We start from the raw sequence: 24,558 nt of genomic DNA, 5'->3' as shown, positions 1-24,558 counted from the left end.
CGATAGCTTCTTTTTGGATCTCTGTTGTCTCTACAATCGCTGGTTCAAGTGGCGTGAGTGGACGATGTGTCCTTTCATATTCTGCGATGAAGTCATCAACTTGCTTTTTCACCTTGGCAACATTTTCAGGGATAAATGTTTTGTAGTCAAATGTGCCTAAGAGTTCTGCGGTTGCGAGATAAGTAACTTCTCGTTCTAACTCATTAGCTAATTCTGTCGCTTTCTCATTTTTCAAGGCTCTCAGACGACCAATATCGGAACGCATAGCTTCTTGTCCTTTTTTGAGCACTTCTAAATACATCTGATACTCTTTGGTGTAAGTAGCGACAGCATCCTCTGCATCTTTGACATGTTGGTCAACCAAACCAAGAGCAGTATCGTTAAGGACACTTATCAAGTGTTTCTGTCTTTCCAACTCTTTCACCAATTCAGTTGTCTTAGGCTTCTTAGAATATTCCTCAATCAACTTTTCAATCTTTTGAACACCCTCTGCCTGTTTGTCCAAGTTATTGACAAGCTGTTGAATTTCTTGGAAAGCGGGTTTTAATTCTGTTTCAAAGTAAACCCGCAGGTTCTCTCCAAACTGACTAGCATAGCTATTACTAGGTGTTTGTTTTATATAATTTTTAAATAACTCTTCAAGTTTCTGACTTTCTGGATATCTCTTTCGATATTCCGCAACTTGTCGTGTATAACTTTCTATTTGTAACTGACGGTTAAAATCAACGAGATCATTGTATTTAACTTCCAACTGGTTAAACTTATTCTGATCAGGTTTGACAGAATCCTGCTTAAATGAACTCATCTTACTTGTACCAACACGTGAGAACTCTTTCCATAAGTTATGTTGTTCATTATAATCTTCTGTCTCAGGCGCTTTTGGAAGCTTATCTAAATTAGCTAGACTGGCTTCTAATTGTTTAATAAGTTCTTTACCTTTGCTGATCAAACCGTTTAGATTATCTGTTTTTGCACGCTCTAGTATCTTAGCTGCTTCTTCTTTTGTCTTATCTTCTAATTCATTAGAGTAACCATTTTTTTGTTCTTGTGTCAGATATTTAAAGTCTTTAATTTCTTTATTAACTTTATTGGCTGCTTCAAAATCTTCCTTGCCTTTTTGATTTTTAGCAGCAGCTTCTTTTAGGATATTTTCGATCTCATTTTTTGAAGCCACTTTCTCAAGTTGCTCCACATAAGAATTTTTCTCTTTCAAATGTGGCATCTGATAGATTTTATTTTTAGCTTCTTCTGCCAACCTTTCAATCTCGGCTTTTTGTTCTTGTGCTAACTCTTTCATAAACATTTCAGGGATTTCTTTTTTAGCACTTGTTAAGCTAGTAGCTTTGTTGAACAAAGCTTGATACTTCTGTTTTAGATTTTGGGAGGCTTCACTTTTATTCAATTTTTCTATTTCTTCTTTAACTGTTTTATCTAACTCTCCCTTGTAATCTTGATCAATATACCCTTTAGCTTCTTCAATGGTCTTTGGTTTAATGACCTCTCCACTTCTGTGAATGATATCAGCTCCAATGAACGAAAGAAGTTTTTCTTCTAATTTTTTGCTATCAGTAACTCCTGACTTGATAAACGTTTCAGACAAGTCTTGACCCTGCTTAGCAAAGGCTTCTTTATAGTAATTGTTAACTTCAGCTAATTCTTTTATCTTTTCATAAATCTTTTTATACTCAGCAATCTTACTTTGATCAGCCGGCGCGTCTTTTTGTGGCTTTTCTTTCTCTGAATCAGCTGATGAATTGTCTTGATTTTCTGGCTGTTTTTCTTCAGGTTTAGCTGGTTGATCTTTTTGTGACTGTTCTTCTGTGTCTGGACTTCCTGGATCATCGCCTTGTGGTTGATCTTTTTTGAGTTTCTCTACTTCTCGTTCCAACTCTTCTGGAATAGTTTTATAGATATCTATAAGTGAAGCTTCTTGTAGCTTATCAAAGTATTTTTTCTTCACTTCATCACTAATAGATGAATTCAAAAAAAACTTCTCTCTTAGACTATTGGCTCCCTCTGAATAAGCTCTAGAATAATCCCTAATTATAAAGTCTCTGATATTGTTTCCAGATGTCTTTTCTCCTCTAGCATTTACAATTGCCTGAACATACCCCGCCAGAGCAACACTTTTATCATAATCATCTTTATTATTTGAAGTAAAAACAGTATCTAGATTCTTTGCTGAATCAGAATCTTTCGTACTTCCGTACTGTTTATAATTAATCTCTTGTAGCTCTTTTACGTAGCTGTATATATCTTGGAGATTTCTCCCCACACCCTTTTGCACTGGCTGTTCCGCTCTCGCCTCTGCCACTGGTAAAGGTTCTGCTGGCTCTTGAGTGAGTGTGATAGTCTCAGGCTCTTTCGGTAGGTCAGTTTCTTTAGGCTCTTGGCTTTCCGTTGTGGTCGGTTCGGTCGGTTCTTCTAGTGGGGTGATTTCAGATGTTGGAGGTATCTCTTCTTTTACTGCTACCTCATCTGACAAAGTTGAATCCGTTTCCATTTTATCGCTTGAAGACCTGGCCACTTCACTTGCTGAGGGCTGTTCCATCGTTGTTGCAAGGGCGGTAGAATTAGCACCAAAAACGACCATAGCAACCGCTATCGAGCCAACACCACACTTTAACTTTCTAATCGAGTACCTTAAATCTCTCTGGTTTTTCATGACTTTTTCCTCATTTCATCGTACTGTATAGCCCCATAAATTTAGGTTATGGAGAGAGCAAAAAAATCTCACATACATGAGTTCCTTTTCTATAGTACTAGGCTACCATCACAATCTTTTGTTAATCTGTGGTTTGTGTACATTTTTTGTGTTTTTTAGAAATTCGTCTGATAGCTACCACTTACACTATGAAAACACAGTAAACTTAGAGAGATTGCGACTCTTATCTCATGAAATAAACCATGTCTACACCTTGTTTACCTTGATAATGATTTTACAAAGAGGCTGGACAAAAAATCCAACCTCACCACTCATCGTTTGCGAAACATCTTAGCGCAGGAGTATTTACGATTCCTACACTCTGTCATCTTCGACATTATCTGCCAAGGGTAGGGTAATCACAAAGGCTTTGACGTAAGGAGCTGAAGGTGTTGTATCAAGTGCTACTTGGCCATGGTGCAGGCGGATGATTTTATCAACAATGGCAAGTCCCAGACCTGACCCGCGATTTCCCGCTGTTCTTGCCCTATCTCCTGTCACAAAGGGATTAAATATCTCTGCTGCTATCTCTGGCTCAATAGGCACACCGTTATCTGCTAAGGTGATTTTAACCTGCTTTTCTTCTTTTTGAACTCGGAAATAGAAGGTCGTTCCTTCTGGATTATAGTGGAAAAAGTTATTGATGACGTTATGTAACACGCGGTCAAACTTAGCGCTATCTAATAAGAGAGGCATACTTTTTTCTGTTAGTTCAATATCTATCGGATACTGATTTAAGGCGAATTCCTCATAAGATTTTTCCCAGTATTGCTGTAAATACACTGAAAAATCAACTTTTTTCAATTGTACAGAAAAGTCTGGGTGCTCAATATTACTATATTCATGAAAGGAATTGATCAAGTCGTTTAAGACACTAGCCTTGTAATGGATAATCTGCAAGTAGCGTTCTTGATTTTCTTCAGCAATTATGCCTTCTTCCATAGCTTTGGCATAGCCTTGGATGACTGTAATCGGAGTTTTCAAGTCATGGGAAATATCTGCCAGCATCTGCCTCTTACTGTCTTCTAACTGTGCACGCTTTTGCTCACTTTCTCGTAATTCTGCGGAAATTTTATTAAAGGTATTGGAAATATTGACCAATTCTTTTGGTCCATCATAGGCGACATAGACCTCTTCTTCTCCTCGATTTTTAGGAAGCGTCTCCAAAGCATTTCCCAAAATAGCCAACGGTTTAGCAATTTTTCTTCGAATGCGATAAGAGAAGAGAAAAATTAAAAGAATACAGATCGCAAAAAATAAAAATAAATTGGTAAATACCCGAGAAAAGAATAGCTTGTACTCCATTTCTGTATCATAAGGTCGATACAAGATAAGTGCCATTTTTTCACCGTCTTTTGTTGTGAAATTATAGCGATGCAGATTATACTTGTCTGAAAACCTATGCGTCATCAATTTTAATTCACGCTCAGTGAACTGTGTGTATGCCATTGGCTTCCTCGAAGATATTACCCTCAGTTGGTCATCCATCAAAAAATCAAACTCTTCTCGTAATATCTCAATCGGCTCATCGATGTATTTTTTATCTTTATAATTTCGCTGGACGATAGAAAAACTTTGACCGGATTGATCTTTAAACGGTACCCAAGTGAGATAATATTTTTCATCAAATTCGGGAATCACAGATACCTCTTTTGCTGTGAGCGGATGTTTTTCTTTTGAATTGCTTGTGTAGACAAGCCCCCGTTCATAAGAGAATATCTCGTAGAAACTGCCTAGTGTGGTTAAAGAGTCTATAGGGAGATGCTCAAACTTCTTAGATGTTAGATGGTCATCTAATTTACTGATTTGTGCGAGAGAAGGAAGATGATTGGTATCTGCATATAAAAGCACACTTTGAAATAACCACAAGGTACTTCCCAAAAAGAAAAGAAGCACATAGGCAGCATAGCTTCTTACAAGTAAGCCTACTAGGCTGCCTTTCTTTTGCTTACGTTTTTTCAATCTTGTATCCCACCCCTCTGATTGTTTTGATATATCTAGGATTTTTGGCATCTTCTTCGATTTTATCTCGAATGTTAGAAATGTGAGTCATAATTGTACTTTCATCTCCTCTGGCATCTTGATCATTAATCATATCGTAGAGCTGTGATTTGGTAAATATCCTACCAGGAGATTCCATTAAAATATGAAGCAGTTTAAATTCCTTGGCTGTCAAGGTAATCTTCTGCCCAGCTTTTTCTAGGAGAAATCTCTCGCTATCCATCATGAGATTCCCAATTGTCAAGACCTTGGAAGCAGTGGCTTTAGGATTTAGGTCATGATAACGGCGCAAGTGTGCATTGACGCGCGCTAAGACTTCTAGAGAATTAAAGGGCTTGGTGATATAATCATCCGCTCCAATATTGAGTGAGAAGACTTTATCTAGATCTTCTTTTTTGGCTGATAAAATCATGATCGGAATGGAGCTGGTTAGGCGAATAGCTTTGGTTAAACTATTACCGTCCATTTCTGGAATCATGAGGTCAATAATCGCCAAATCAATCGTTTCTTTTCGGAAGATATCATAAGCAGTTTTACCATCAGACGCGCAAAATACTTTGTACTTTGCATTTTCTAAGTACAATTTTAAAATCGCTGCGATATCCTGATCATCTTCTACAACCAATATGTGATACATCCTACTACTCCTTTTATCCCTAATGGCATTTTCTGATTAGACTTTATTTTAACTTTCTAGGATATATCCTAAGCCTGGCATTGTCTTTAAGGGAATGCCAGCTATTTTCTTTCTAATATGCTTGATGTGATTGTCTAAAACTCTGGTCTCCAACTCTCCGTATCCCCAAATCGTCTGCATGAGCTGTGCACGAGTCACTAGGCAATCACACCGTTTGACCAGCAATTCCAAAATCTGAAATTCCTTTTTCGTCAAACGCACTGATTCGCCTTTCCAACTAACAGCACAGGCTTCAAAATCGACATGTAAATCACCAATTGTCATCTCAGATTTCGCTGTGTTAAGTCGTAATACGTTCTTGACACGCTCAACTAAGACCAAAGGAGAAAATGGTTTTACGATATAATCAGCAATCAGTTGCTTGAAACTAAGGAGTTGTGTATATTCATCATCAACTCCTGTCAGCATGATAATCGGCACTTCACAAAAAGTTCTCACCTCCCGCAATACATCCAGACCATTGATCACCGGGAGCATGATGTCTAATATGACCAAGTCATATTTCTCCTGTTGAATAAGCTCGAGAGCATCTTTGCCATTAAAAATAGACTCTGTTTGATAATCTGCTCCTTCTAGCACTTCTTTGATTAAATTATTAATATCTTTGTCGTCTTCTACAATTAAAATTTTAGTCATACCTTTTCCTAATCTGTTAATTCCTTACCATGAGAGGAACCAAAAAGAAGTTGATAAAAAAGCAGCTCTAAGAACTCCTTTTCCACACAACATAAATGAAAAATGTTCATATCATTTTGAGAATTGATTCATAGTTTGACAACTACCTATACCAATTATACACTAAAAAAGAAAACTATCCAAGGTTTATGATAATTTTTTGAATCTTCTTTAGCACTTTTTCCTAGACTAACTTTCGTTTATAAGGACAATGGAATTTCACCATAAATTGTTATTAAAAGCTGTCAAATTGCTGTATCATCAGCTCTCTTAGATGATGGAAATCTGACCTTTGAAATATATTCGATTTCCGAACAAGTCTAATGGTGAAAAAGGCGAGAAAGTTAAGTGCACCTAAAAAGAAAGCATATACAAAATTCGATTGCAAAAACGAATTGAGTGGGAACGAACTCAAGCAACCAAAAAGAGTTCGTTTTCCCACCCCGCACAGTTACGGTGGTAACACTGGTTTGTTGAAGACAAACCAGATGTTCCACCTATGCGATAGCTGTCCAAGAGTTGCGAACATTGTAAGCAAACGATTGGAGACAGCGAACCGCTGATTAGGCCGGATGGATTTGGAGTGTAAAACACGAACAAATCTACCAATCAGCAGTGGTTCATTAGCGCTAAAGCACCTAATGATCTTTGCAGGGGTAAGACTAAGTTGGAGTCTTACTCCCAACCACTGCGCTGAGATATTGACGTAAACTATGAGTGATGAGGCTGGACTTTTTATACGTAATCTTCAATGATTACATGTTTTTTGGGGGAGTGAGGGCGAAGCCATCATGGTGGTCTTACCCAGCCTCATTCATTTTTTAGCGTGCTATTCTTAGTATTATTGGTCATTTCGCTGATTTTTCAGCAAGATCCCTAACCTTTCATAACAGAGTAGCCTGAAAAATCCCAAACATCAGTCGCTAGACCTTCATAGAATTCGGGCTCGTGACAGACCATAAGAATGCTACCTTTGTATTCTTTGAGGGCGCGTTTGAGCTCTTCCTTAGCGTCGACGTCCAAATGGTTGGTCGGTTCATCTAGGATAAGGACATTGCTCTCCTTATTTTGCAGCTTGCAGAGACGAACCTTAGCCTGCTCACCACCGCTGAGGACACGCACGTTACTCTCGATATGCTTGGTAGTTAGACCACATTTGGCAAGGGCTGCACGTACTTCGGCCTGATTCATATACGGAAAAGTATCCCAGATCTCATCCAAGCAAGATTTGTCTATATTTCCAGACATTTCCTGCTCAAAGTAGCCAATTTCCAAAAACTCTCCGCGCTCGACACTGCCGTCTAGTGGCTCGATCAAGCCCAGAAGACTCTTGAGCAGAGTTGTTTTACCAATACCGTTTGAACCTGTGATAGCAATCTTCTGACCGCGCTGCATTTCCAGATTCATAGCTTGGGTCAGGGGATTGTCATAGCCGATGATCAGATTTTCAGTCTTGAAGATGTAACGCCCAGGTGTTCGTGCTTGGAGGAAATGAAATTCTGGTTTTGGACGTTCTTGGACCAGTTCAATTTTATCCATCTTGTCCAATTTTTTCTGACGAGACATCGCCATGTTACGAGTTGCTACGCGAGCTTTATTTCGTGCCACAAAGTCTTTGAGATCAGCAATTTCTTTTTGCTGACGGTTGTAGGCAGCCTCTATTTGAGCCTTTTTCATAGCATAAACTTCTTGGAATTTGTCGTAATCGCCTACATAGCGATTGAGCTGTTGATTGTCCATATGATAAATCAAATTGATGACGCTATTAAGAAAAGGAATGTCGTGGGAAATCAGTATAAAAGCATTTTCGTAGCTATTCAGATAACGGCGCAACCATTCAATGTGCTCTGCGTCTAGGTAGTTGGTTGGCTCGTCCAGAAGCAAGATGTCTGGTTTTTCTAGCAAAAGCTTGGCCAGCAGAATCTTGGTCCGTTGCCCACCAGATAGTTCTGTCACATCGCTATCCAAACCAAAAGCTGTAATTCCAAGAGCCCGTGCCACTTCCTCAACCTTAGTGTCCACGATGTAGAAGTCGTGTGATTCGAGCAAGTCTTGCAATTCGCCAGTCTCTTCCATGAGCTCTGCTATTTTAGTATCGTCTGCGTCAGCCATTTCCATATAGGCTTCACCGATACGAGTCTCATAATCATAAAGGTAGGCAAAAGCTGATCGTAAAACATCACGAATCGTCATACCAGGCTCAAGGACCGTATGCTGATCTAAATAGCCAACACGGACACGCTTACTCCACTCCACCTTACCTTCATCTGGCTGAAGTTTACCCGTGATGATGTTCATAAAGGTTGATTTCCCCTCGCCATTGGCTCCGATTAGGCCGATATGCTCACCCTTAAGAAGACGAAAAGAAACATCGTCAAAAATCGCACGTTCTCCAAAGCCATGGGTCAAATGTTCCACATTTAAAATACTCATTAGTCATCCTATACTGTTATAAATTTGCCAGTCACAAAAACAAGCATACTCTTACTATTTTATCCTATTTCATAGGATTTGTCATGGAAATTTCTCTTCAAAAACCATTGAAATTACTTGTTTCTGAAAGTGGTTTTGGTATAATAAAATTAGTATAAAAAGGAGAATTAATTATGGCTATTCCTGTAAAGGGGTTGATGAAAGCTGCAAAAGTTGTAGCTCCAATTGTCGCTAGTGCAGCTCCTATGGTGAAAGATGTTATTGATCAGCAAAACGAAGCTAAGAAAGATTACATCCAACTTCCTAATCTCGTTGACATGCGTTTAACAGACGCTATTGGGCATCTTGAACGACTGCATTTTGTTCCTCAAGAAATGCTGGTTGAGCCTCATAAGAAATATTTAACCAAAAAAGTCGATTATGTCCTCCAAATGGATCCTAAACCTGGTAAATACCCAGAGGGAACCTTGGTCAAAATTTATTATATGAACGCAGACATTTTAGACCAATGTGATGACCAAGTGGAACTTCCTAAGATCAAGGGACTTGACCTTGAGGCGGCTACAGAACTTTTGACCAATAAAGGTTTTGAAGTCGTGACGGCTTTGGCAAAGCCTCATAAAAACTACGCAGATGATCACAATAATTGTGTGGTCGACTTTGAACCAAAGCCTGCCCTTTTTACTAATAACCTCCGTCGCGGCACAACAATTACCCTTCACTATGTCAATGATGTGATTATCGAAAAGAGCCAACACCTCCTCGAAGCCGAAAAAGCAAAGCAAGCTAGTAAAGCAAAAGTTGTTGATGATGGCGTCAAAGCAATCGGAGACGGTATTAATAATCTCAAAGGGATCTTTGGGAAAAAATAAAAAATGAGGCTGGGACAACTCCTGGCCTCAAACCGTTCATATCGCAATATAAAACTAAGTTTCTGACATGACAATCGCTAGGATAATATAAAGCGCTATTGCTCCTCCGCCTAAAAGTGCTCCCACGACAAATCCCAGACGGACATTATCTGACTTCATGCCAAAATACTCTGCAAGACCTCCACAGACCCCAGCAATCTTTCGATCCGTGCGAGATAAAACTAATCTTTTATTCATAATGACCTCCATAATTTGTAATCGCTTTTATTTTAACATAAATTAGAATATATCTCAATCTGACTAAGCCGTTTTACGTGTAGTAAACTCGCTTAGCACTTGTTAAAGTCACTAATTTGTCTTTCTTTTCACAAAATATGGTATACTTAACTTATAAACAACTTTTTTATCTTTGCACCTTTAAAGGAGGTTTCCGATGATTCCAATGCCTTTCTCTATGTAGAGAATGACCCTCATGCTTTTTTAGAAGAAGATGACCTCAAGGTACTAGTGAGTGATCATGAGAGATATCTCAATAATTCAAATCGAAATCGAAAAGCAGATAGATCACAGGTACCATTTAGTGATGAATTTGATAAACAGATTAATTTAGGATTTGGTAATACCTTGGATTTTTATCAATTGGCAGAAGGTAGTAAAACTTACACCATTGAGTTCCAACCTCTGACAATTGATGGTAAGGAATTATATGTCTCCCATACGACCAACACATTTGCTGATGGGGATGTGGTTGAATTGAACTATGTTTTAAAAGCTGGATTATCTCTGGTCACAGCAAAAGCAATGTTCAAAGCAGAAGATGAAGCAAGACTGCGTCCAGAAATCGAAAAGTCACTTGCCAGCATCGAACCATTTACCCTAGATTACCTGGATGAAAACGAGCCAGATTACCACGGCGTGACAATTGATGAAGAAAAAGAAAAACAAGATGGGCAATAAGCCGATCTTGTTTTTAGATGCTAAGGTATTCTTCCAAATCGGTCAAAGCACGTTCAGCAATGGCTTCGTAACGCGTTTTCTTATCACGAATACGTGGCCCTTCCAATTCCTTGATAATACCAAAATTGACATTCATTGGCTGGAAATGCTTGCTCTCCGTGTGGGTGATATAGTAAGGTAGGCTGCCGATAGCTGTTGTCTCAGGGAAGAAAATTGGCTCTTCACCCTTAAACAGTCGCGCAGCATTAATTCCCGCTACAAAGCCGCTGGCAGCAGATTCTACATAGCCTTCAACACCTGTCATCTGACCTGCAAAGAAGAGATTGCTCTGCTTTTTAGACTGGAAAGCTTGGTTGAGGAGGTTTGGCGAATCCATATAAGAATTGCGGTGCATGACACCGTAACGGACAAATTCGGCATTTTCAAGACCTGGAATCATTTGAAAAACACGCTTTTGCTCGCCCCATTTAAGATGAGTTTGGAAGCCAACCATGTTATAAAGGGAACCAGCTGCATTGTCCTGACGAAGCTGAACAACAGCATAAGGCGTTTTAAAGTCGCCATCACGTGGACCTTCGTAATCCTCTGGGTATTCCAAGCCAACTGGTTTCATTGGGCCATAGAGCATGGTCTTGATCCCACGTTTAGCCATGACCTCAATCGGCATACAACCTTCGAAGTATTTTTCCTTTTCAAAAGAATTGAGGGGTGCTTCTTCTGCAGTAATCAAGGCTTCGTGGAAGGCCATGAATTCTGCCTTGGTCATAGGACAGTTGAGGTAGGCCGCTTCTCCCTTATCATAGCGAGACTTGAGATAGACCTTGCTCATGTCAATGGTGTTAATATCAATAATAGGTGCTGCTGCATCATAAAAATAAAAACCATCGCCATCGTTAAATTCGTGAATTTTGGCTGCTAAAGCGTCAGAAGTCAGCGGGCCTGTCGCAATAACGGTAATCACATCTTTAGGTAGCTCAGTGATTTCCTCACGGATAACTTCAATCAGTGGATGATTATGAATTTCAGCTGTGACAGCTTCAGCATATCCTTCACGGTCAACAGCCATGGCGCCGCCCGCAGGCACACGATGAGCTTCACCATTACGCATGATAATCGAGTCCAGACGACGCATTTCTTCCTTGAGGAGACCGACAGCATTGGTCAAACTATCTCCACGAAAAGAGTTGGAACAAACCAACTCGGCAAAGTTATCGGTCTTGTGCTGAGGAGTTGGTTTAACCCCGCGCATTTCGTAAAGCTTAACTGGAATTCCACATTTGGCAATTTGATAGGCTGCTTCTGAGCCAGCCAAGCCAGCTCCAATCACATTGATATAAGATTGAGACATGTCTTCTACCTCTTCTCTTGGGAGTAAACTCCTTTAAATCTTTCTAATTCTCTTTTTCCCTTTGAAAATCACAAAAAGTCTCATCAATACAATGTCAACTTTCGGCGCAAAAAGCTCATTGACCTCTAAATATGAGAAAGAGCCAAAGCTTTAACTACGCTTGATTTCTTAACTTCTGCTAATTTTCATTGAGTACAACATTTCATATCTATCTAGTATACCAAAAATTAACCATTATAGCAGGATTGGTATACTAATACTCAGAATGATGCTCGTCAAAAATCAAAATTGGCAGCATTCATCATTGTATCGTTAGGAAAACTCGAAAACAGCAAAACTGCATGAAAACTCCGTTAAAAAAACGTTGATTTCATGCAGTTTTTATATAAGGTACGAGTGTTAAGTATGCGCTGGAAACAAGGCGATACCCAACGAATCTTTGGATTCATGGGGCACGCATTTTACCAAGTGATTCAGCTTGATCACAGTTTCTTATAGTGAATAGCAAGGTTTCTCTGACCTATCCAACGCTCAGATACCTTTTTCAAACTAATTTTCTTTTCTTTTTTTAAAACCAAGAAGTGAAAGCACCATTAGTCCGAAACCTAAGAAAGCTCCTGACCAATTTACTGTTCCTGTTTGAGGTAACTGCTTCTTGTTAGCCATTTCATTTTTATCAACTGCTACAATAGCGAACTTGCTAAAATGGTTAACGTTAAAGACGACTTTACCATTTTCCATGCTAGACGGAAGCAACTCAAGCGTACCATCTTCTTTGATATGGTAAACTTTGTAATCTTTTCTAGTATCTGAAACTGCAATCCGAACAGTTCTTGATTCACTGCTGTGTACTTTATGAGCATCTTTTGCGAGTGTCAAATCATAGATTGTCACATTTTCTGCGTTAACGCCAACTCGTTGAGCGACTGATTGGATCAGCGTGTGATCTTCTACTTTTTGAGCATGAAGCTGATTAACTTCTGTCATCTCTTTAGAAAATTCTGCTTCAATCCTTGTATCTCCAACCTGAGTTTGCAAGAGTGTTGTTCTTGGTTCTGCCTGTAAAGTTTGCTCAGCCTGTTCTTCTGTTTTAATGGAAGAAGGCACCTCTTGCTTCTGCCCAGCAGCATTTTCATTTTTAGGTGTAGAACCTGAAGTGGTAGAATTTGTTGATTCACTTCGAATTGGCAATTCTTTTTCCACTGTTGAGCTTGTCGTTGTTTCATTTTGGTGATTTTGCTCAGCTTGGGCTTTCTCTACAGATAGAACTTCTGTTTCTGTTGGAGTAATGGCTAACGCAGCAGCCTCTTTTGCCAAACGCTGGCGTTCTAGTTCTGCTTTTTGCGCAGCTTCTTCAGCCTGCTTTTGTTCTGCTTCCAATTCGGCTTGACGTTTTTCTGCTTCTTCGCGTTCTAGTTTGGCTTGCGCTTCTGCTTGAAGACGAGCAGCTTCAGCGGCTTGTTGTTGGGCAATTAACGCTGCTTGTTCTGCTTCTAAACGTTGGCGCTCTGCCTCTGCTTTTTGAGCGATTTCTTCAGCTTGTCTTTGGAGCTCTTTTGCTTCTTGTGCAGCCTGTTCTTCCTGAGCTTTCTTCTCAGTCAGTTTTTGCTCTGCTTCCAATTCAGCTTGACGAAGGCTTTCTGTCTCTTCTGATTCTAGTTGAGTCTCTGCCTGAAGACGTTCCGTTTCGGTTGCCTGTTTCTGAGCTTCTAACGCAGCTGCTTCTTCTGCCAAACGCTGACGTTCTAACTCTGCCTTTTGAGCTGTTTCTTCAGCCTGCTTTTGTTCTGCTTCTAACTCAGCTTGGCGGCGTTTTTCTGCTTCTTCGCGTTCTAGTTTGGCTTGCGCTTCTGCTTGAAGACGAGCAGCTTCAGCGGCCTCTTGCTGGGTAGCTAGGGCAGCCTTCTCTTCCTCTAAACGTTGGCGCTCCGCTTCTGCTTTTTGAGCCACTTCTTCGGCTTGTTTTTGTTTTGCTTCTAGTTCAGCACGCTCTTGTTCTTGACGTTCTTTAGCTTTCTCAGCTTGAGCTTTCGCTGTTTCTTCGGCCGAGTTGATGTCTTTTGTAACTTTTTCTAACTCTTTTTCTGTCTTAGAAGACTCGATCCAAGAATTGAGTTTTGCTTTCTCGTCGCTAGACAAATACTGGCTGTTACTTACTTGCGATTGAAGTTGGGCTTGTTTATCAAAAATGACTTTTTTTGCTGCTGACTTTTCTTTTGCTTGGTTGACGATTGTTTGCATTTCATCTGCTGATGAAGCATTAGCTAATAGCTTATCGTAATCATCTCGCTCTCCTGGAAGTAGATTAGGAGTCGTCCAAATGATTTGTTTTTGTTTTTCTCGTTCGGTTTCAAGTGAAGAGTATTTTCCTGCTTCTTCTTTTGCTTCGTTTAAAATGGTGTCAATAGCAGAGCTAGAAGTAGCGCCATTAACCTTAGTCTTGTATTGATTGGCAAGATAGTTTGGCAACTTCAAGGCAGTAATCTCAGAAATAGTAGCTTTTTTCTTAGCTGTGAGTTGTGCATCTGTAGTCTCAGGAGTCATTGATTCTTGTGATTTGGTAGGTTCTGCTGGCGTAAAGGTCGCCTTGGCTGGCGCTTCCTCTTTTTTCTCCTCATAAACCTTGGCTGTTTTTTCAGCTAATTTCTTGTCGTGAGCTTCTTTTTCCTCTTTAACTTGCTTTTCGACTTCTTCTTTTAATTTAGCGAAATCTGTACTTTCAGAAAGAGTATTATTTTTAGCTGATTTACTTAAAAGATTGGAAAGCTGATTGTAGAACGTTAAAGTATTATCCCACGCTTTCATATATTGTTCATATCCCCAAATATCAACCACCTTATTAGGCGCTAATGCAGCTACATCTTCTTCAACAGATTTAATTAAGTTTTCAATCTTATCTTTATAAGTATTTTCTGTGTCTTTTGCCTTCAATGCTTCAAGTGACGTTTTCAATTGCTCGTTCATTTTCTGCATTTTGTTTTTCAGATCTGTTGAAATCACAAATGGTGTACGATTGACAAAAGCCGCTTCTGTGTTGATGTATAATAATTTTGAAGTTTCTTGCCCTTTAGCCCACTCTTCAAAGTCCGGATCGATAATCATATATCCTGTCCCATCTGCAGGTGTCTTATCTTGATTATCTTTTGTGATGAGTGTGTAACTATCTAATCGCCATTTCTGATAAGAAAGTGCTGCGCTTGTTTTACCAACTTTTTTGGACAATTCTCCCCAAGAGGTTGTCGCTTCTAACGTATGCCATTTGCCATCAAAATAAACGCGTGTCGCAGCGTGTGCTCCTCCACCGTCTAAAGCACCACTTACGACATAAGCTGGCATGCCTAATAAATTCATAGCACGTGCCGCTGCAATACTAAAGCCGACACACATAGCCTTTCTACGAGTTGCCACTGAGAATAAGTCTGAAGAGAGTTCATAGCCATATTCTCCGCCCTTGCCTTCATAGGCCAATTCATCATACGGAATATTACTTGTGACGTAGGTTGTCCAAAGTTTCACTTTTTCAGCATCGGTAGCTGCTTTATCTGCACCAGAAGCCGTAATTAGCTCTTTTAACTTCACATCATTTTCTTTAATTTTATCTAATGTTAATTCATGATTGCCATATTCTTTATTAAATGGCGATGTCACACCGATCGTTTTTGAATAGAGGGGGAGGCCATTAATTCCAATATGGCTAGATTTTAGAGCAGAAAGGCCATTTGAGCGCAAAATAACATCATAGTTGTTCCGTTGTAAATCAAACAATCCATGAACATCTTGTGACTCCATTGTTTGAAACTTTTTCTGCGCTGCTGTAGTGTATTCTTCTTCAGAGTTGACAAGCAAATCATTATCTTTAACGATAAATACTATTTCATCGTGAGAATTTTTACCATTTAAAACGGCAAAACGGTAACCATTAGGAATTTTTTGGACTAACTCTGTTAATTTGACATTTTGCATCCAAAATTCTGATTTGCCAAGCATCCAGATTCTAACTTCGTCACTATCTTTTATTTCTGTTTTTAATTTTTCTACAAATTCCTGATTTGATAAGCTAGACTTCACAATGCTCATAGAAGGCTTTTGAGACTGGCTAGCAGTTACTGTAGCATTTTTTTGCTCCGCAAAAGCGGGATTGAGTGCTAAAGTTGATAAGCCAATTGCTGTTGCAGTTAGCAAGGCCAACTGGCAAGTTGTCATACGTTTTCTGTTCATATTTTTCCTTTCGTTTCAACCTGATTTAATGATAAAAGCCATTCCGATAAATAAGCGCGAACCATTCCAAAACACCCTCTTCGTCCATAGATCTATATGAGTCAGATGTCTTTAGATAGTAAGCTTGAACATCAAAAAAGGCTACTAATTTCGCCAAATGTGATAAAAATGTCATCTTGTCTCTATAAAATAAAATCAAACCTTTCCTGCTATATTCCATTGTGATATGAACTGCAAATAGCTAAACTATTACAGCACAAAACCCTTTTTATTGTACTAAATGAACCTTTATCTCTCAATGCTTTTTTAAATTTTTTACAAAAAAAACAGATGATACATCAGATGACATACAACTTATTAGGATAACCTGTATTTACAAAAAAGAGTAGATGAAAAGCGAAAAATAATCACTAATTAGTCTCTCCAAAAAGAGGCCTAACTTCTGTCTGAACCCACCGAACAAGTCTAATACAAAAAGACGACTGATCGGCAGCCTTGTGCTTCATCAATCGTTTTTGGTTTATTAGATTTTGACGCCTTTTACTTTTCAGTGGTCATTCTTGGCTCGTTTATTTTAAAAAATGCAAATCCAAGCAGCCAATAGCACTGTTAAAATGCTAAAGAGAGAGCCTATCAGGTAATACTCTGCGAAAGCAGGATCTTCTGAGATCTTGTTGTAGCGAGCAATGGATTTGGCTGTGAAGACTAGACCGATGGAGGCGAATTGTCCGAAAAGAATACAGATACCCATCACAACTCGCTCCAAGATTCCAATCGTTGCGCCAGCACCTGCAATGGTCGCTTGCATATCTTGTTTTTGTAGGACTTGATCGTTTTTCAAGACCAGCTTTGCGGGTTGGTATTTTCCAAAATACACTCGAAAAGCAATATTAGCTGGCTTCGTAATCAAGAGGAAAAAGAGAATCATATTCGGGATTCGATTCCAGCTGCCAAGCTGAGTCGCTAAGATAGCACCTTCTTGAGACAAATTTAGAGCTAGACCAAGCGATACGGTCAAGTGTATCAGTTGATCCAAGGAAAAATAAAGCTTGTCAGAACAGTTCAATAGTCTTTTCAATAAGGGTTTTAAACCGTCTAGTAAGGCATGTGAAAGGAAAATCACTACAACTGCAGGCCAGACGATTGGTTGCAAAAGACCTAAAAGAATAAGAGGCCAAGCTACGTGGCATAAGTGCCTTAAGAGATAGGAAAACTCTTTCTCCTTGAGGTCTGCCACTAGCTGGCTTTGCAAATGAAAGTCTGCTAAAAAATGACAAATCAGAAACAGTGGGATAAAGGGATTGAGAGCTAAAACGTGTGATAATGCGTTAAATGTCATCTGCTTTCCTCCTCGTACTGCCTTATCAGGTCTTGGACAGCTAGCCGACATCGGAAATAAATCTTGACGCCACTACTTTTGAGACGCTTGGTAAAAGCACTTTCTTTCAACCCTAGGTAATCCGCTGCCTTTTTTTGTTCAAACTGTTCTTGATAAATGCCCAATTCAAGCATAGCTTCAAAAACTTCGGTCTGACTAGCGCGCCAATTGGACTTGATATGCTCTGAAGCTGATAAAAGGGCATTGGCTTGAATGGTCAATGATGGTTCTGGTAAAACAAGAAAAAGCTTGGTATTTCCGTAGTCGTTCTTGGCATGTACTGTCTCAATAGCTTGCCGCGCTGACCAATAGGCTGGCCCATCTGCACCAATGCTCTGCTTAGGATCAATGGGTGTCACAATATCACCAAGCCCCAAACCAAATCGAATGGTATAAGGTTTCAGTGCTAGCGATAAGTCATCAATCAGTTTAAAAATCGGTGCGTCTAAATGAAAAAGGCCTTGAAACTCATCTCCCAAAGTGATGGTTAGCCTAGAAACTAGAAAATCACTGTACTTCTGGTTCAGGTTGGCCAAAGTCTTTTTTAAATTTTTCTGCACAGCTGAGCGATTGGTCATTTCCTTAGAATTGATAAAGTCGCCAATTAGGGCTAAATACTTCACGAGAACTCCTCCTTGATACTTTCCATTATAACAGACATTTCAAGAAATTTCTATTATAACGGACATTTTCAAAACTTTCCGTTATAACGGCAAAAAACAGCTAAATCTCCTGAAAATTCTAACTGTTGAAAATAAGGCCAGAATTACTCTTAAATCGAAAATAATAGTCGCATCCGATCCTGTGATTCACCATTTCCGACAAAATAGAGGACATCATTTTCCTGAATCGAAGCATAAGGTCCTGGTGAGAGAATAAGCTGATCAGCTCGCATGATAGCGATAATGGTCGCGCCAGTTTGGTGCCAAACATTTAATTCGTTTAGGGATTGACCAATCTTATCTGATTTTGTTACGAGCATCTCAAAAGGTTGGAAAGGATATTCCTTATGGACTAGGGTTGCCTGATTACTGATCGCTAGTGCTAACTCTTTTGTCCGAACAAGCTCTTCTTGCTGACGTTTCAGACTAGCCTGAAGTTCTTTTTCAAGGCGTTTAAGGGTCGTTGTTGCTTCAAACTGACGTACATAATCTTCTGCTTTCTCTTTCGAAATAACAACAGCGCCACTGCCTTGCTTGACCTCCATTATGCCAAGATCCGCTAAAATATTGATAGCCTTGCGAGCAGTCTCTGGCGAAACATGAAAGGATGTCGCAATAGTTGAGCGGGACTTAACGCGCTCTCCCACATGGTACTTTCCTTCTACGATCTGCGTTGCAAGCTCCAACGCAACCTTTTGATAACTGACATTTAAAATATCGACTTTTGGCATGCCACTTTTCCTTTCAGCGTCTTTTCTTTATTATAATATAAATCATGCAGAAATAAAAGAACCCGTAAAAAGAGTTTGCCAGCTGACAAACTCCTCTTATAATTTCTTTACAAATTAGCGAACAGTGCGAATACGCATTGTGTTTGTACCACCAGAACCAACAGGAACACCGGCAATAATGACAATATTGTCCCCTGATTCAACAAGGCCATGCTTAATCGCTTCTGCTTCAGCCACTTCAAACATATCATCAGTTGAATCTGGTTTAGCAGTCACAACTGGGATAACCCCCCAGTTAATCATCAAGCTACGCTGCGTTAACTCATCAAATGTTACAGCTAAGATATCTGCATCTGGACGGTATTTCGAGATCAAGCGAGCTGTATTACCAGTTTCAGTGATACATACAACCAATTTGATGTCCATTGAGTCTGTTGCATCTTTAACGGCAGAAGCCATAACTTCTGTCTTACCAGAACGCTCAAATTCAGAAGGATCTAAACGACCGTATTCGTTAAGAAGGCCTTGTGCATTCTTAGCGATTTGTGCCATTGTACGAACAGATTCTACCGGGTATTTACCGTTGGCAGATTCACCAGAAAGCATCGTAGCATCTGTACCATCGATAACAGCATTGAAGACGTCAGAAACTTCAGAGCGTGTCGCACGTGGTTTTTCAGTCATAGTTTCAAGCATGTTTGTTGCTGTGATAACGACTTTACCTGCAGCATTGACCTTAGTGATGATCATTTTTTGGTAAACTGGAACCATTTCAAATGGCACTTCGATCCCCATATCACCACGAGCAATCATGATACCGTCTGCTGCTTCGATGATTTCATCAAGATTGTCAATACCTTGTTGGTTTTCGATTTTCGCAAACAATTTCACATGGCTGTTGCCAGTTTCGCGACAGATATCACGAACTTCTTCGACATCCTTAGCAGTGCGAACAAATGAAATTGCAATAAAGTTGATCCCTTGCTCCAACCCAAAACGGATATCGGCGTTATCACGCTCAGCAAGTGCTGGGAACGGAATCTTAGTATAAGGAATGTTAACTCCTTTTTGCTTAGCAATGATCCCATCGTTTTCAACGCCTACGATAAATTCACGCTTCTCTTCGTCTTTAGCAATGACGGTCAAACCAAGCTTACCATCGTCAACAAGGATTTGTTTTCCAACTTCAACATCGTCGAAAATATCAAGACCACCTGCAACATTAAGAGCAATAACATCACGAGTAGAAAGAATTCCTTGCTTAGTCGCTACGCGAATTTGATCACCAGTGACATAAGCATACTCTTTAGCATCATCTTCAAATAATTCTGTACGAATTTCAGGACCTTTAGTATCCAAAAGGAAACCTACACGACGGCCAGCAATTTCTTCAGCGCGTTTGACAGTGGCCATACGAGCACCTTGCTCAGCATGGTCACCATGTGAGAAGTTAAAGCGGAAAGTATTAGCACCTTCTTCAATCAATTTAGCAATGGTTTGTGCTGATGTTTCAACATCGAGCTGCTCACCCCAATAGCCATCTTCCCCGTACTTTTTACCACCGCGCGTTTCAACGGCAGGACCAAGTGTAGCAACGATTTTAACACGTTTGTTCATGATGTTCATAACTCCTTTAATTTAAGCCTTTAACGGCAACAATAACTTGTTAGACAGAAAGTGCTTCGTTCAACTTAATCAAGTTGATATCAGCCTTGTGCGGATTATTGACGATAATCTGACGATCCTCACCGAGACTAAAGAGGGCTCCCTCTTCTGCGGCACCAAGAATTGGGCTAGTGACAATTTCCTCATCTTGAATGCCGACAGCAACACCGCCGATGCCTTCTTTGAGTAGTTCAACTGCTCGAGCACCGAGACGTGATGCAAGGACGCGGTCACGGGCCGTTGGTGACCCACCACGTTGTGTATGACCAAGGTCAGTAAAGCGTAAATCACCTTCGTAACCAGCAGCTTTTAAGTCTTCGGCAAACTCAGTACCTGATTTCACGCCTTCAGCCAAAACAATAATGTGGTGATTTTTTCCGTTGACAAAACCTGTATTGATATTCTCAACCACTTGATTGATGTCATACGGGTATTCAGGAATGATAATCTGGTCAGCTCCTGAGGCAATCCCTGACCAAAGCGCAATATCACCTGCATGGCGGCCCATAACTTCTACAATAAAGGTACGACGATGACTGGATGAGGTGTCGCGCAAGCGGTCGATAGAGTCCATGGCCGTATTGACCGCTGTATCAAAACCGATTGTAAAGTCAGTCCCTACAATGTCATTATCAATAGTGCCAGGAACACCAACAGCTGGGAAGCCATGCTCTGTCAAGCGCATCGCACCGTGATAAGAGCCATCACCACCGATAACAACAACGCCTTCAATCCCAAATTTCTTGAGTTGCTCAATCCCTTTTAGTTGCCCTTCAAGAGTGGCAAACTCTGGGTAACGAGCTGAGTATAGGAAAGTTCCACCACGAGAAATTTTATCACCCACTGAACGTGAATCAAGCGGTGCGATTTCTCCTGCAACCATCCCTGCATATCCGTGCTGGATACCATAGATTTCCATTCCCTCAGCAATTGCTTTGCGCACAACAGCACGAGCTGCCGCGTTCATACCAGGTGCGTCACCGCCACTAGTTAAAACAGCAATACGTTTCATTCTTGCTCCTTTTTAATTGTAAACTTGATAACTCATTCATTATATCATAAAAACCGTTGATAAGCTTGGATTTTTCCACAAAATTAGTAAAAAATCGTTTTCATTTTTCGTTTGGAAAATTCCTCTTCCAATGATTCCGTTTTCCTAATCCCAAGGTGTTTTGGTGAAATAGTCTCACCTGTAGAAGGGTAGCGAAGAACAACTGGAATTGGCCCTGAAAACTGCTTCAACAGATCAGCAACTTCTTGATCCTGATCATGGCTGTCCATCTGTATCCAAAATCGTTCAGTCGGGACTTGCTCAGCATGCTCCAAAAGCATCTGAAGCCGCCCATCTCTTTCTTGAATTTTACCAGATAGATAATAAAAACCTCCTATCTCAAGTTTTCGTCCCCATTGAAGATAGGCTTCAGGAAAGACTGTGATCTCCATCTGGTTTTGGGTGTCCGTTACCTTAACAAAGGCCATTTGATCGCCTTTTTTTGTCCGAATAACGCGAATGTCTAAGACTTCAACCATGATGCGACTATTACCTTCTGCTACAAGATCTCTGATCGGTGTGATAGATAGTGCAGCATTTTTTGACAATTTGACCAAGGGATGAGGACTTAGTCCGATACCCATAATCTCCTGCTCCTGATGGAATTTTTCAATCTCAGAAAAATCTGCCACTTCAGTCCAGCTATAAGCCATATCTGGATTGTCCTCAAACAGATTAGCCTGACCGAGTTTGTTATGCTCCCGTAGTCCTTGGTAATTCGCCAAAATCTTGTGACGGTTTTTTTCAAATTGGTCAAACAGACCGATTTTGATCAAAGGTTCCAACAGGACTGGCTTAGCAAAATTTTCTGGAAGACGATGAACAAAGTCCTCTACGCTATCAAATGGACGATTCTCTAAAATCCAGTGTGAAAAATCTCGGGATAGCCCCTTGATATTTTTCAGTCCAAGATGAATTTGCCCTTGATCGAATTTGTCATAATAAGGAACAGTGTTGATATGAAGCTGGGCTACCTTGAAGCCAAAGTTTAGCGCATCTTCAATATAGTCACTGCTAGAGAAATTTAGCATGACATCAAAAAAGACATCAGGATAGTGCGCCTTGAAATAAGCCAGCTGAAAGGCTAGGGCTGAGTAGGCAAAAGCGTGCGACCGGTTAAAGCCATAGCCGGCAAATTTTCCCATCATAGCAAAAATTTGCTGGGCTTTTCTCTCCTCATGACCACGCGCCATAGCACCGGACAGAAAGTCATCAGCCATAGCCTGCATTTCTTCTGGCTTTTTCTTGCCCATAGCCCGCCGTAAGAGATCGGCTTTGCCAAGACTAAAACCTGCATAGCGCTGGGCTATCTGCATGACTTGCTCTTGATAGAGCATAATGCCATAGGTTGGCTCCAATATATCTGCAATGCTCGGATCTAAAAGATCGACGCGCTCCTTTCCCCGACGGCGTTTGATAAAATTATCAATGTAATCACTAGCACCAGGGCGGTTAAGCGACGTTGTCGCAACGACATCTTCAAAGCAAACTGGTTTGACACGTTTTAAAAGAGAGATCGCTCCCGCAGCTTCAAACTGGAAAATCCCCTTGGTCTGGCCTCTAGCAAAAAGAGCTAGGGTGTCAGGGTCTTCTAAGTCAATCTTAGAAACATCAATGACAACACCATATTTTTCAGCTACTTTCTCCTGCATACGCTGAGCAAATGTCAAGTTACGGAGTCCTAGAAAATCCATTTTCAGCAGGCCGTTAGCTTCGACACCATGAGCATCATATTGCGTCAGGTACATTTCTTCGCCTTGCCTAAGCGGGATGCGATCAGTCAAGTCCCTGTCACTCATCACCACTCCTGCGGCATGGATAGAAGTCTGGCGAGGTTGACCTTCAATGGCCTGAGCCATTTCAAAAGCTCTCTGATACTCTGGCTTACCGACAATCACCTGTCTAAGGCTAGCATTACGCTCATAAGCTGTCTTTAAACTATCTCTAAATCCGATTTTCTTAGTCAGGTTGGTCAATTCATATTCAGCCAGACCAAAACGTTTGAAGACATCACGAATGGCTTGCTTAGCTCCAAAGGTTGAGAAGGTGACGATTTGCGCAGCATGCCGACTACCGTATTTTTCACGGACATAACGGATAAACTCAGGCCGATAAACATCAGGCATATCAATATCAATATCAGGCAAGCTAAAGCGTTCTAGATTGAGAAATCGCTCAAAGAGCAGATTTTTTTCGACAGGATCAATACCTGTAATATTTAGAACATAGGCAACCAAGCTCCCTGCTGCTGAACCACGTCCCATCCCCATATAGTAGCCCTGACTTCGGCCGAAGCGCAAAAGATCCCAAACGATGAGAAAATAATCATCAAAGCCCATTTGGTGAATGACAGACAACTCCTGTTCCAGCCGTTCTTGGTAAACTGGACTTGATAGACCTCTTTCTGATAAGCCTTCAAAGGCTCTCTCTCGCAATTCTTCCACAGCTGGTCGCTCACGATTAAACCGTGGCAAGACCAAGGATTGATTAAGCTGATACTTTATAGAGGAGACAAATCGTTCTAAATTCTCAAGAGCATCTGGAAATTTCTCCCTAAACAGCTCTGCCATTTCACCAGAAGGTAAAAGCACCTCCTGTCCCAAGACTGGTGCAGTCTCCTGCAAACTCTGATTATCCCGAATGGCATGGAGCATCTGGATAATACTACGTTGCTCCAAATCAAAATACCTTACCGTATGAAGTGGTAAAATAGGCCGCTGAAAGCTTTGTTGCGGTGTCTCAGGATAAACGCCGATATAATATGGTAGACCAATATCAAGCTGGTCAATCCCATCGTGATAAGGCAAAACGAGCGTTATTTTTTCCAAGAGATGACGAAGTTTCTCAAAATTTTCCTCTCCCATCATCTTCTGAGTTGAGAGCTTCATCAAGGCCTGATATGCTAGCGTGTCTTGAGCGATAGCATAAACCTTAATAGGCTGCTCATTCCACTGCAAAGTCATCTCCACCCCTAAAATCGGGCGGATACCTGCTCTTTGGCAAGCCTCCAAAAAGTGATAAGCGCCATAAAGATTGTCAACATCCATCATGCCGAGAGCTTGATAACCCATCGCCTTGCCTTTAGCAACATAGGTCTCAATACCAATCACACTATCCATAAAACTGTAGACGGTTTTCGTATCTAATGGGACAAACATGGTCTCAC

Annotated in this window: 16 protein-coding genes; 2 read left to right on the top strand and 14 right to left on the bottom strand. The window is 40.5% G+C overall.

What is annotated here, in order from left to right:
- The 5 genes from A3I5_RS0110890 to A3I5_RS0110870 form a co-directional block, all read right to left on the bottom strand.
- Positions 1 to 2,665, bottom strand: a 2,665-nt coding sequence (locus tag A3I5_RS0110890; RefSeq protein ID WP_018374642.1) for a GAG-binding domain-containing protein, incomplete at its 3' end; no start/stop codon positions are given.
- Positions 2,666 to 3,019: 354 nt separating this feature from the next.
- Positions 3,020 to 4,666, bottom strand: a complete 1,647-nt coding sequence (locus A3I5_RS12150; protein ID WP_018374641.1) for a sensor histidine kinase — start codon at positions 4,664 to 4,666, stop codon at positions 3,020 to 3,022.
- The gene (locus A3I5_RS0110880; RefSeq protein ID WP_018374640.1) at positions 4,653 to 5,342 is read right to left on the bottom strand and encodes a response regulator transcription factor; all 690 of its coding nucleotides are present in this window, start codon (positions 5,340 to 5,342) and stop codon (positions 4,653 to 4,655) included. The genes A3I5_RS12150 and A3I5_RS0110880 overlap by 14 nt, the downstream gene beginning before the upstream one ends.
- Positions 5,343 to 5,390: 48 nt before the next feature.
- Positions 5,391 to 6,038: a response regulator transcription factor gene (locus A3I5_RS0110875; protein WP_018374639.1), complete on the bottom strand. Its 648-nt coding sequence runs from the start codon at positions 6,036 to 6,038 to the stop codon at positions 5,391 to 5,393.
- 915 nt (positions 6,039 to 6,953) lie between these two features.
- Positions 6,954 to 8,510, bottom strand: a complete 1,557-nt coding sequence (locus tag A3I5_RS0110870) for an ABC-F family ATP-binding cassette domain-containing protein (RefSeq protein ID WP_018374638.1) — start codon at positions 8,508 to 8,510, stop codon at positions 6,954 to 6,956.
- A 173-nt stretch (positions 8,511 to 8,683) separates the two neighbouring features.
- On the opposite strand from A3I5_RS0110870, the gene A3I5_RS0110865 reads away from it, so the two are divergent.
- Entirely contained in the window at positions 8,684 to 9,382 is a 699-nt protein-coding gene (locus tag A3I5_RS0110865; RefSeq protein WP_018374637.1) for a PASTA domain-containing protein, read from the top strand.
- Between the two features lie 54 nt (positions 9,383 to 9,436).
- Here A3I5_RS0110865 and A3I5_RS0110860 read toward each other — a convergent pair whose 3' ends face one another.
- Positions 9,437 to 9,619 carry a PspC domain-containing protein gene (locus tag A3I5_RS0110860; RefSeq protein WP_018374636.1) on the bottom strand — a complete coding sequence of 61 codons (183 nt, stop codon included), beginning with the start codon at positions 9,617 to 9,619 and terminating at the stop codon, positions 9,437 to 9,439.
- 270 nt (positions 9,620 to 9,889) lie between these two features.
- Here A3I5_RS0110860 and A3I5_RS0110855 point away from each other — a divergent pair, with 270 nt between their 5' ends.
- The gene (locus A3I5_RS0110855; RefSeq protein ID WP_018374635.1) at positions 9,890 to 10,339 is read left to right on the top strand and encodes a hypothetical protein; all 450 of its coding nucleotides are present in this window, start codon (positions 9,890 to 9,892) and stop codon (positions 10,337 to 10,339) included.
- A 13-nt stretch (positions 10,340 to 10,352) separates the two neighbouring features.
- On the opposite strand, the gene trmFO is transcribed toward A3I5_RS0110855, so the two are convergent.
- The 8 genes from trmFO to A3I5_RS0110810 form a co-directional block, all read right to left on the bottom strand.
- On the bottom strand, positions 10,353 to 11,687 hold the full coding sequence (trmFO, locus tag A3I5_RS0110850; protein WP_018374634.1) for a methylenetetrahydrofolate--tRNA-(uracil(54)-C(5))-methyltransferase (FADH(2)-oxidizing) TrmFO: 1,335 nt from the start codon (positions 11,685 to 11,687) through the stop codon (positions 10,353 to 10,355).
- 549 nt (positions 11,688 to 12,236) lie between these two features.
- The gene (locus A3I5_RS12145; RefSeq protein WP_018374633.1) at positions 12,237 to 15,905 is read right to left on the bottom strand and encodes a transglutaminase domain-containing protein; all 3,669 of its coding nucleotides are present in this window, start codon (positions 15,903 to 15,905) and stop codon (positions 12,237 to 12,239) included.
- 574 nt (positions 15,906 to 16,479) lie between these two features.
- Positions 16,480 to 17,244: a DUF3307 domain-containing protein gene (locus A3I5_RS0110835; protein ID WP_018374631.1), complete on the bottom strand. Its 765-nt coding sequence runs from the start codon at positions 17,242 to 17,244 to the stop codon at positions 16,480 to 16,482.
- Positions 17,241 to 17,906: a SatD family protein gene (locus tag A3I5_RS0110830; protein ID WP_018374630.1), complete on the bottom strand. Its 666-nt coding sequence runs from the start codon at positions 17,904 to 17,906 to the stop codon at positions 17,241 to 17,243. Before A3I5_RS0110830 ends, A3I5_RS0110835 begins: the two co-directional genes overlap by 4 nt.
- 149 nt (positions 17,907 to 18,055) lie before the next feature.
- Positions 18,056 to 18,676 (bottom strand): GntR family transcriptional regulator, encoded by a 621-nt coding sequence (locus A3I5_RS0110825; RefSeq protein ID WP_018374629.1) that lies wholly within the window; start codon positions 18,674 to 18,676, stop codon positions 18,056 to 18,058.
- Between the two features lie 114 nt (positions 18,677 to 18,790).
- On the bottom strand, positions 18,791 to 20,293 hold the full coding sequence (pyk, locus tag A3I5_RS0110820) for a pyruvate kinase (RefSeq protein ID WP_018374628.1): 1,503 nt from the start codon (positions 20,291 to 20,293) through the stop codon (positions 18,791 to 18,793).
- A 49-nt stretch (positions 20,294 to 20,342) separates the two neighbouring features.
- Positions 20,343 to 21,353 (bottom strand): 6-phosphofructokinase, encoded by a 1,011-nt coding sequence (gene pfkA / locus A3I5_RS0110815; protein ID WP_018374627.1) that lies wholly within the window; start codon positions 21,351 to 21,353, stop codon positions 20,343 to 20,345.
- Between the two features lie 83 nt (positions 21,354 to 21,436).
- Positions 21,437 to 24,550 (bottom strand): DNA polymerase III subunit alpha, encoded by a 3,114-nt coding sequence (locus A3I5_RS0110810; protein WP_018374626.1) that lies wholly within the window; start codon positions 24,548 to 24,550, stop codon positions 21,437 to 21,439.
- Between the last annotated feature and the right edge of the window lie 8 nt (positions 24,551 to 24,558).

The sequence above is a fragment of the Streptococcus merionis DSM 19192 genome (genome assembly GCF_000380085.1).
GTDB lineage: Bacteria > Bacillota > Bacilli > Lactobacillales > Streptococcaceae > Streptococcus > Streptococcus merionis.
This window is presented reverse-complemented; position numbering and strand designations above follow the sequence as displayed.

Excerpts from the sequence above, each read along its gene's own strand:
- A3I5_RS12145 (WP_018374633.1), bottom strand. The coding sequence starts at position 15,905 with ATGAACAGAAAACGTATGACAACTTGCCAGTTGGCCTTGCTAACTGCA.
- A3I5_RS0110825 (WP_018374629.1), bottom strand. The coding sequence starts at position 18,676 with ATGCCAAAAGTCGATATTTTAAATGTCAGTTATCAAAAGGTTGCGTTG.
- pyk (WP_018374628.1), bottom strand. The coding sequence starts at position 20,293 with ATGAACAAACGTGTTAAAATCGTTGCTACACTTGGTCCTGCCGTTGAA.
- A3I5_RS0110865 (WP_018374637.1), top strand. The coding sequence starts at position 8,684 with ATGGCTATTCCTGTAAAGGGGTTGATGAAAGCTGCAAAAGTTGTAGCT.
- A3I5_RS0110880 (WP_018374640.1), bottom strand. The coding sequence starts at position 5,342 with ATGTATCACATATTGGTTGTAGAAGATGATCAGGATATCGCAGCGATT.
- A3I5_RS0110810 (WP_018374626.1), bottom strand. The coding sequence starts at position 24,550 with ATGTTTGTCCCATTAGATACGAAAACCGTCTACAGTTTTATGGATAGT.
- pfkA (WP_018374627.1), bottom strand. The coding sequence starts at position 21,353 with ATGAAACGTATTGCTGTTTTAACTAGTGGCGGTGACGCACCTGGTATG.
- A3I5_RS0110870 (WP_018374638.1), bottom strand. The coding sequence starts at position 8,510 with ATGAGTATTTTAAATGTGGAACATTTGACCCATGGCTTTGGAGAACGT.
- A3I5_RS0110860 (WP_018374636.1), bottom strand. The coding sequence starts at position 9,619 with ATGAATAAAAGATTAGTTTTATCTCGCACGGATCGAAAGATTGCTGGG.
- A3I5_RS0110875 (WP_018374639.1), bottom strand. The coding sequence starts at position 6,038 with ATGACTAAAATTTTAATTGTAGAAGACGACAAAGATATTAATAATTTA.
- trmFO (WP_018374634.1), bottom strand. The coding sequence starts at position 11,687 with ATGTCTCAATCTTATATCAATGTGATTGGAGCTGGCTTGGCTGGCTCA.
- A3I5_RS0110835 (WP_018374631.1), bottom strand. The coding sequence starts at position 17,244 with ATGACATTTAACGCATTATCACACGTTTTAGCTCTCAATCCCTTTATC.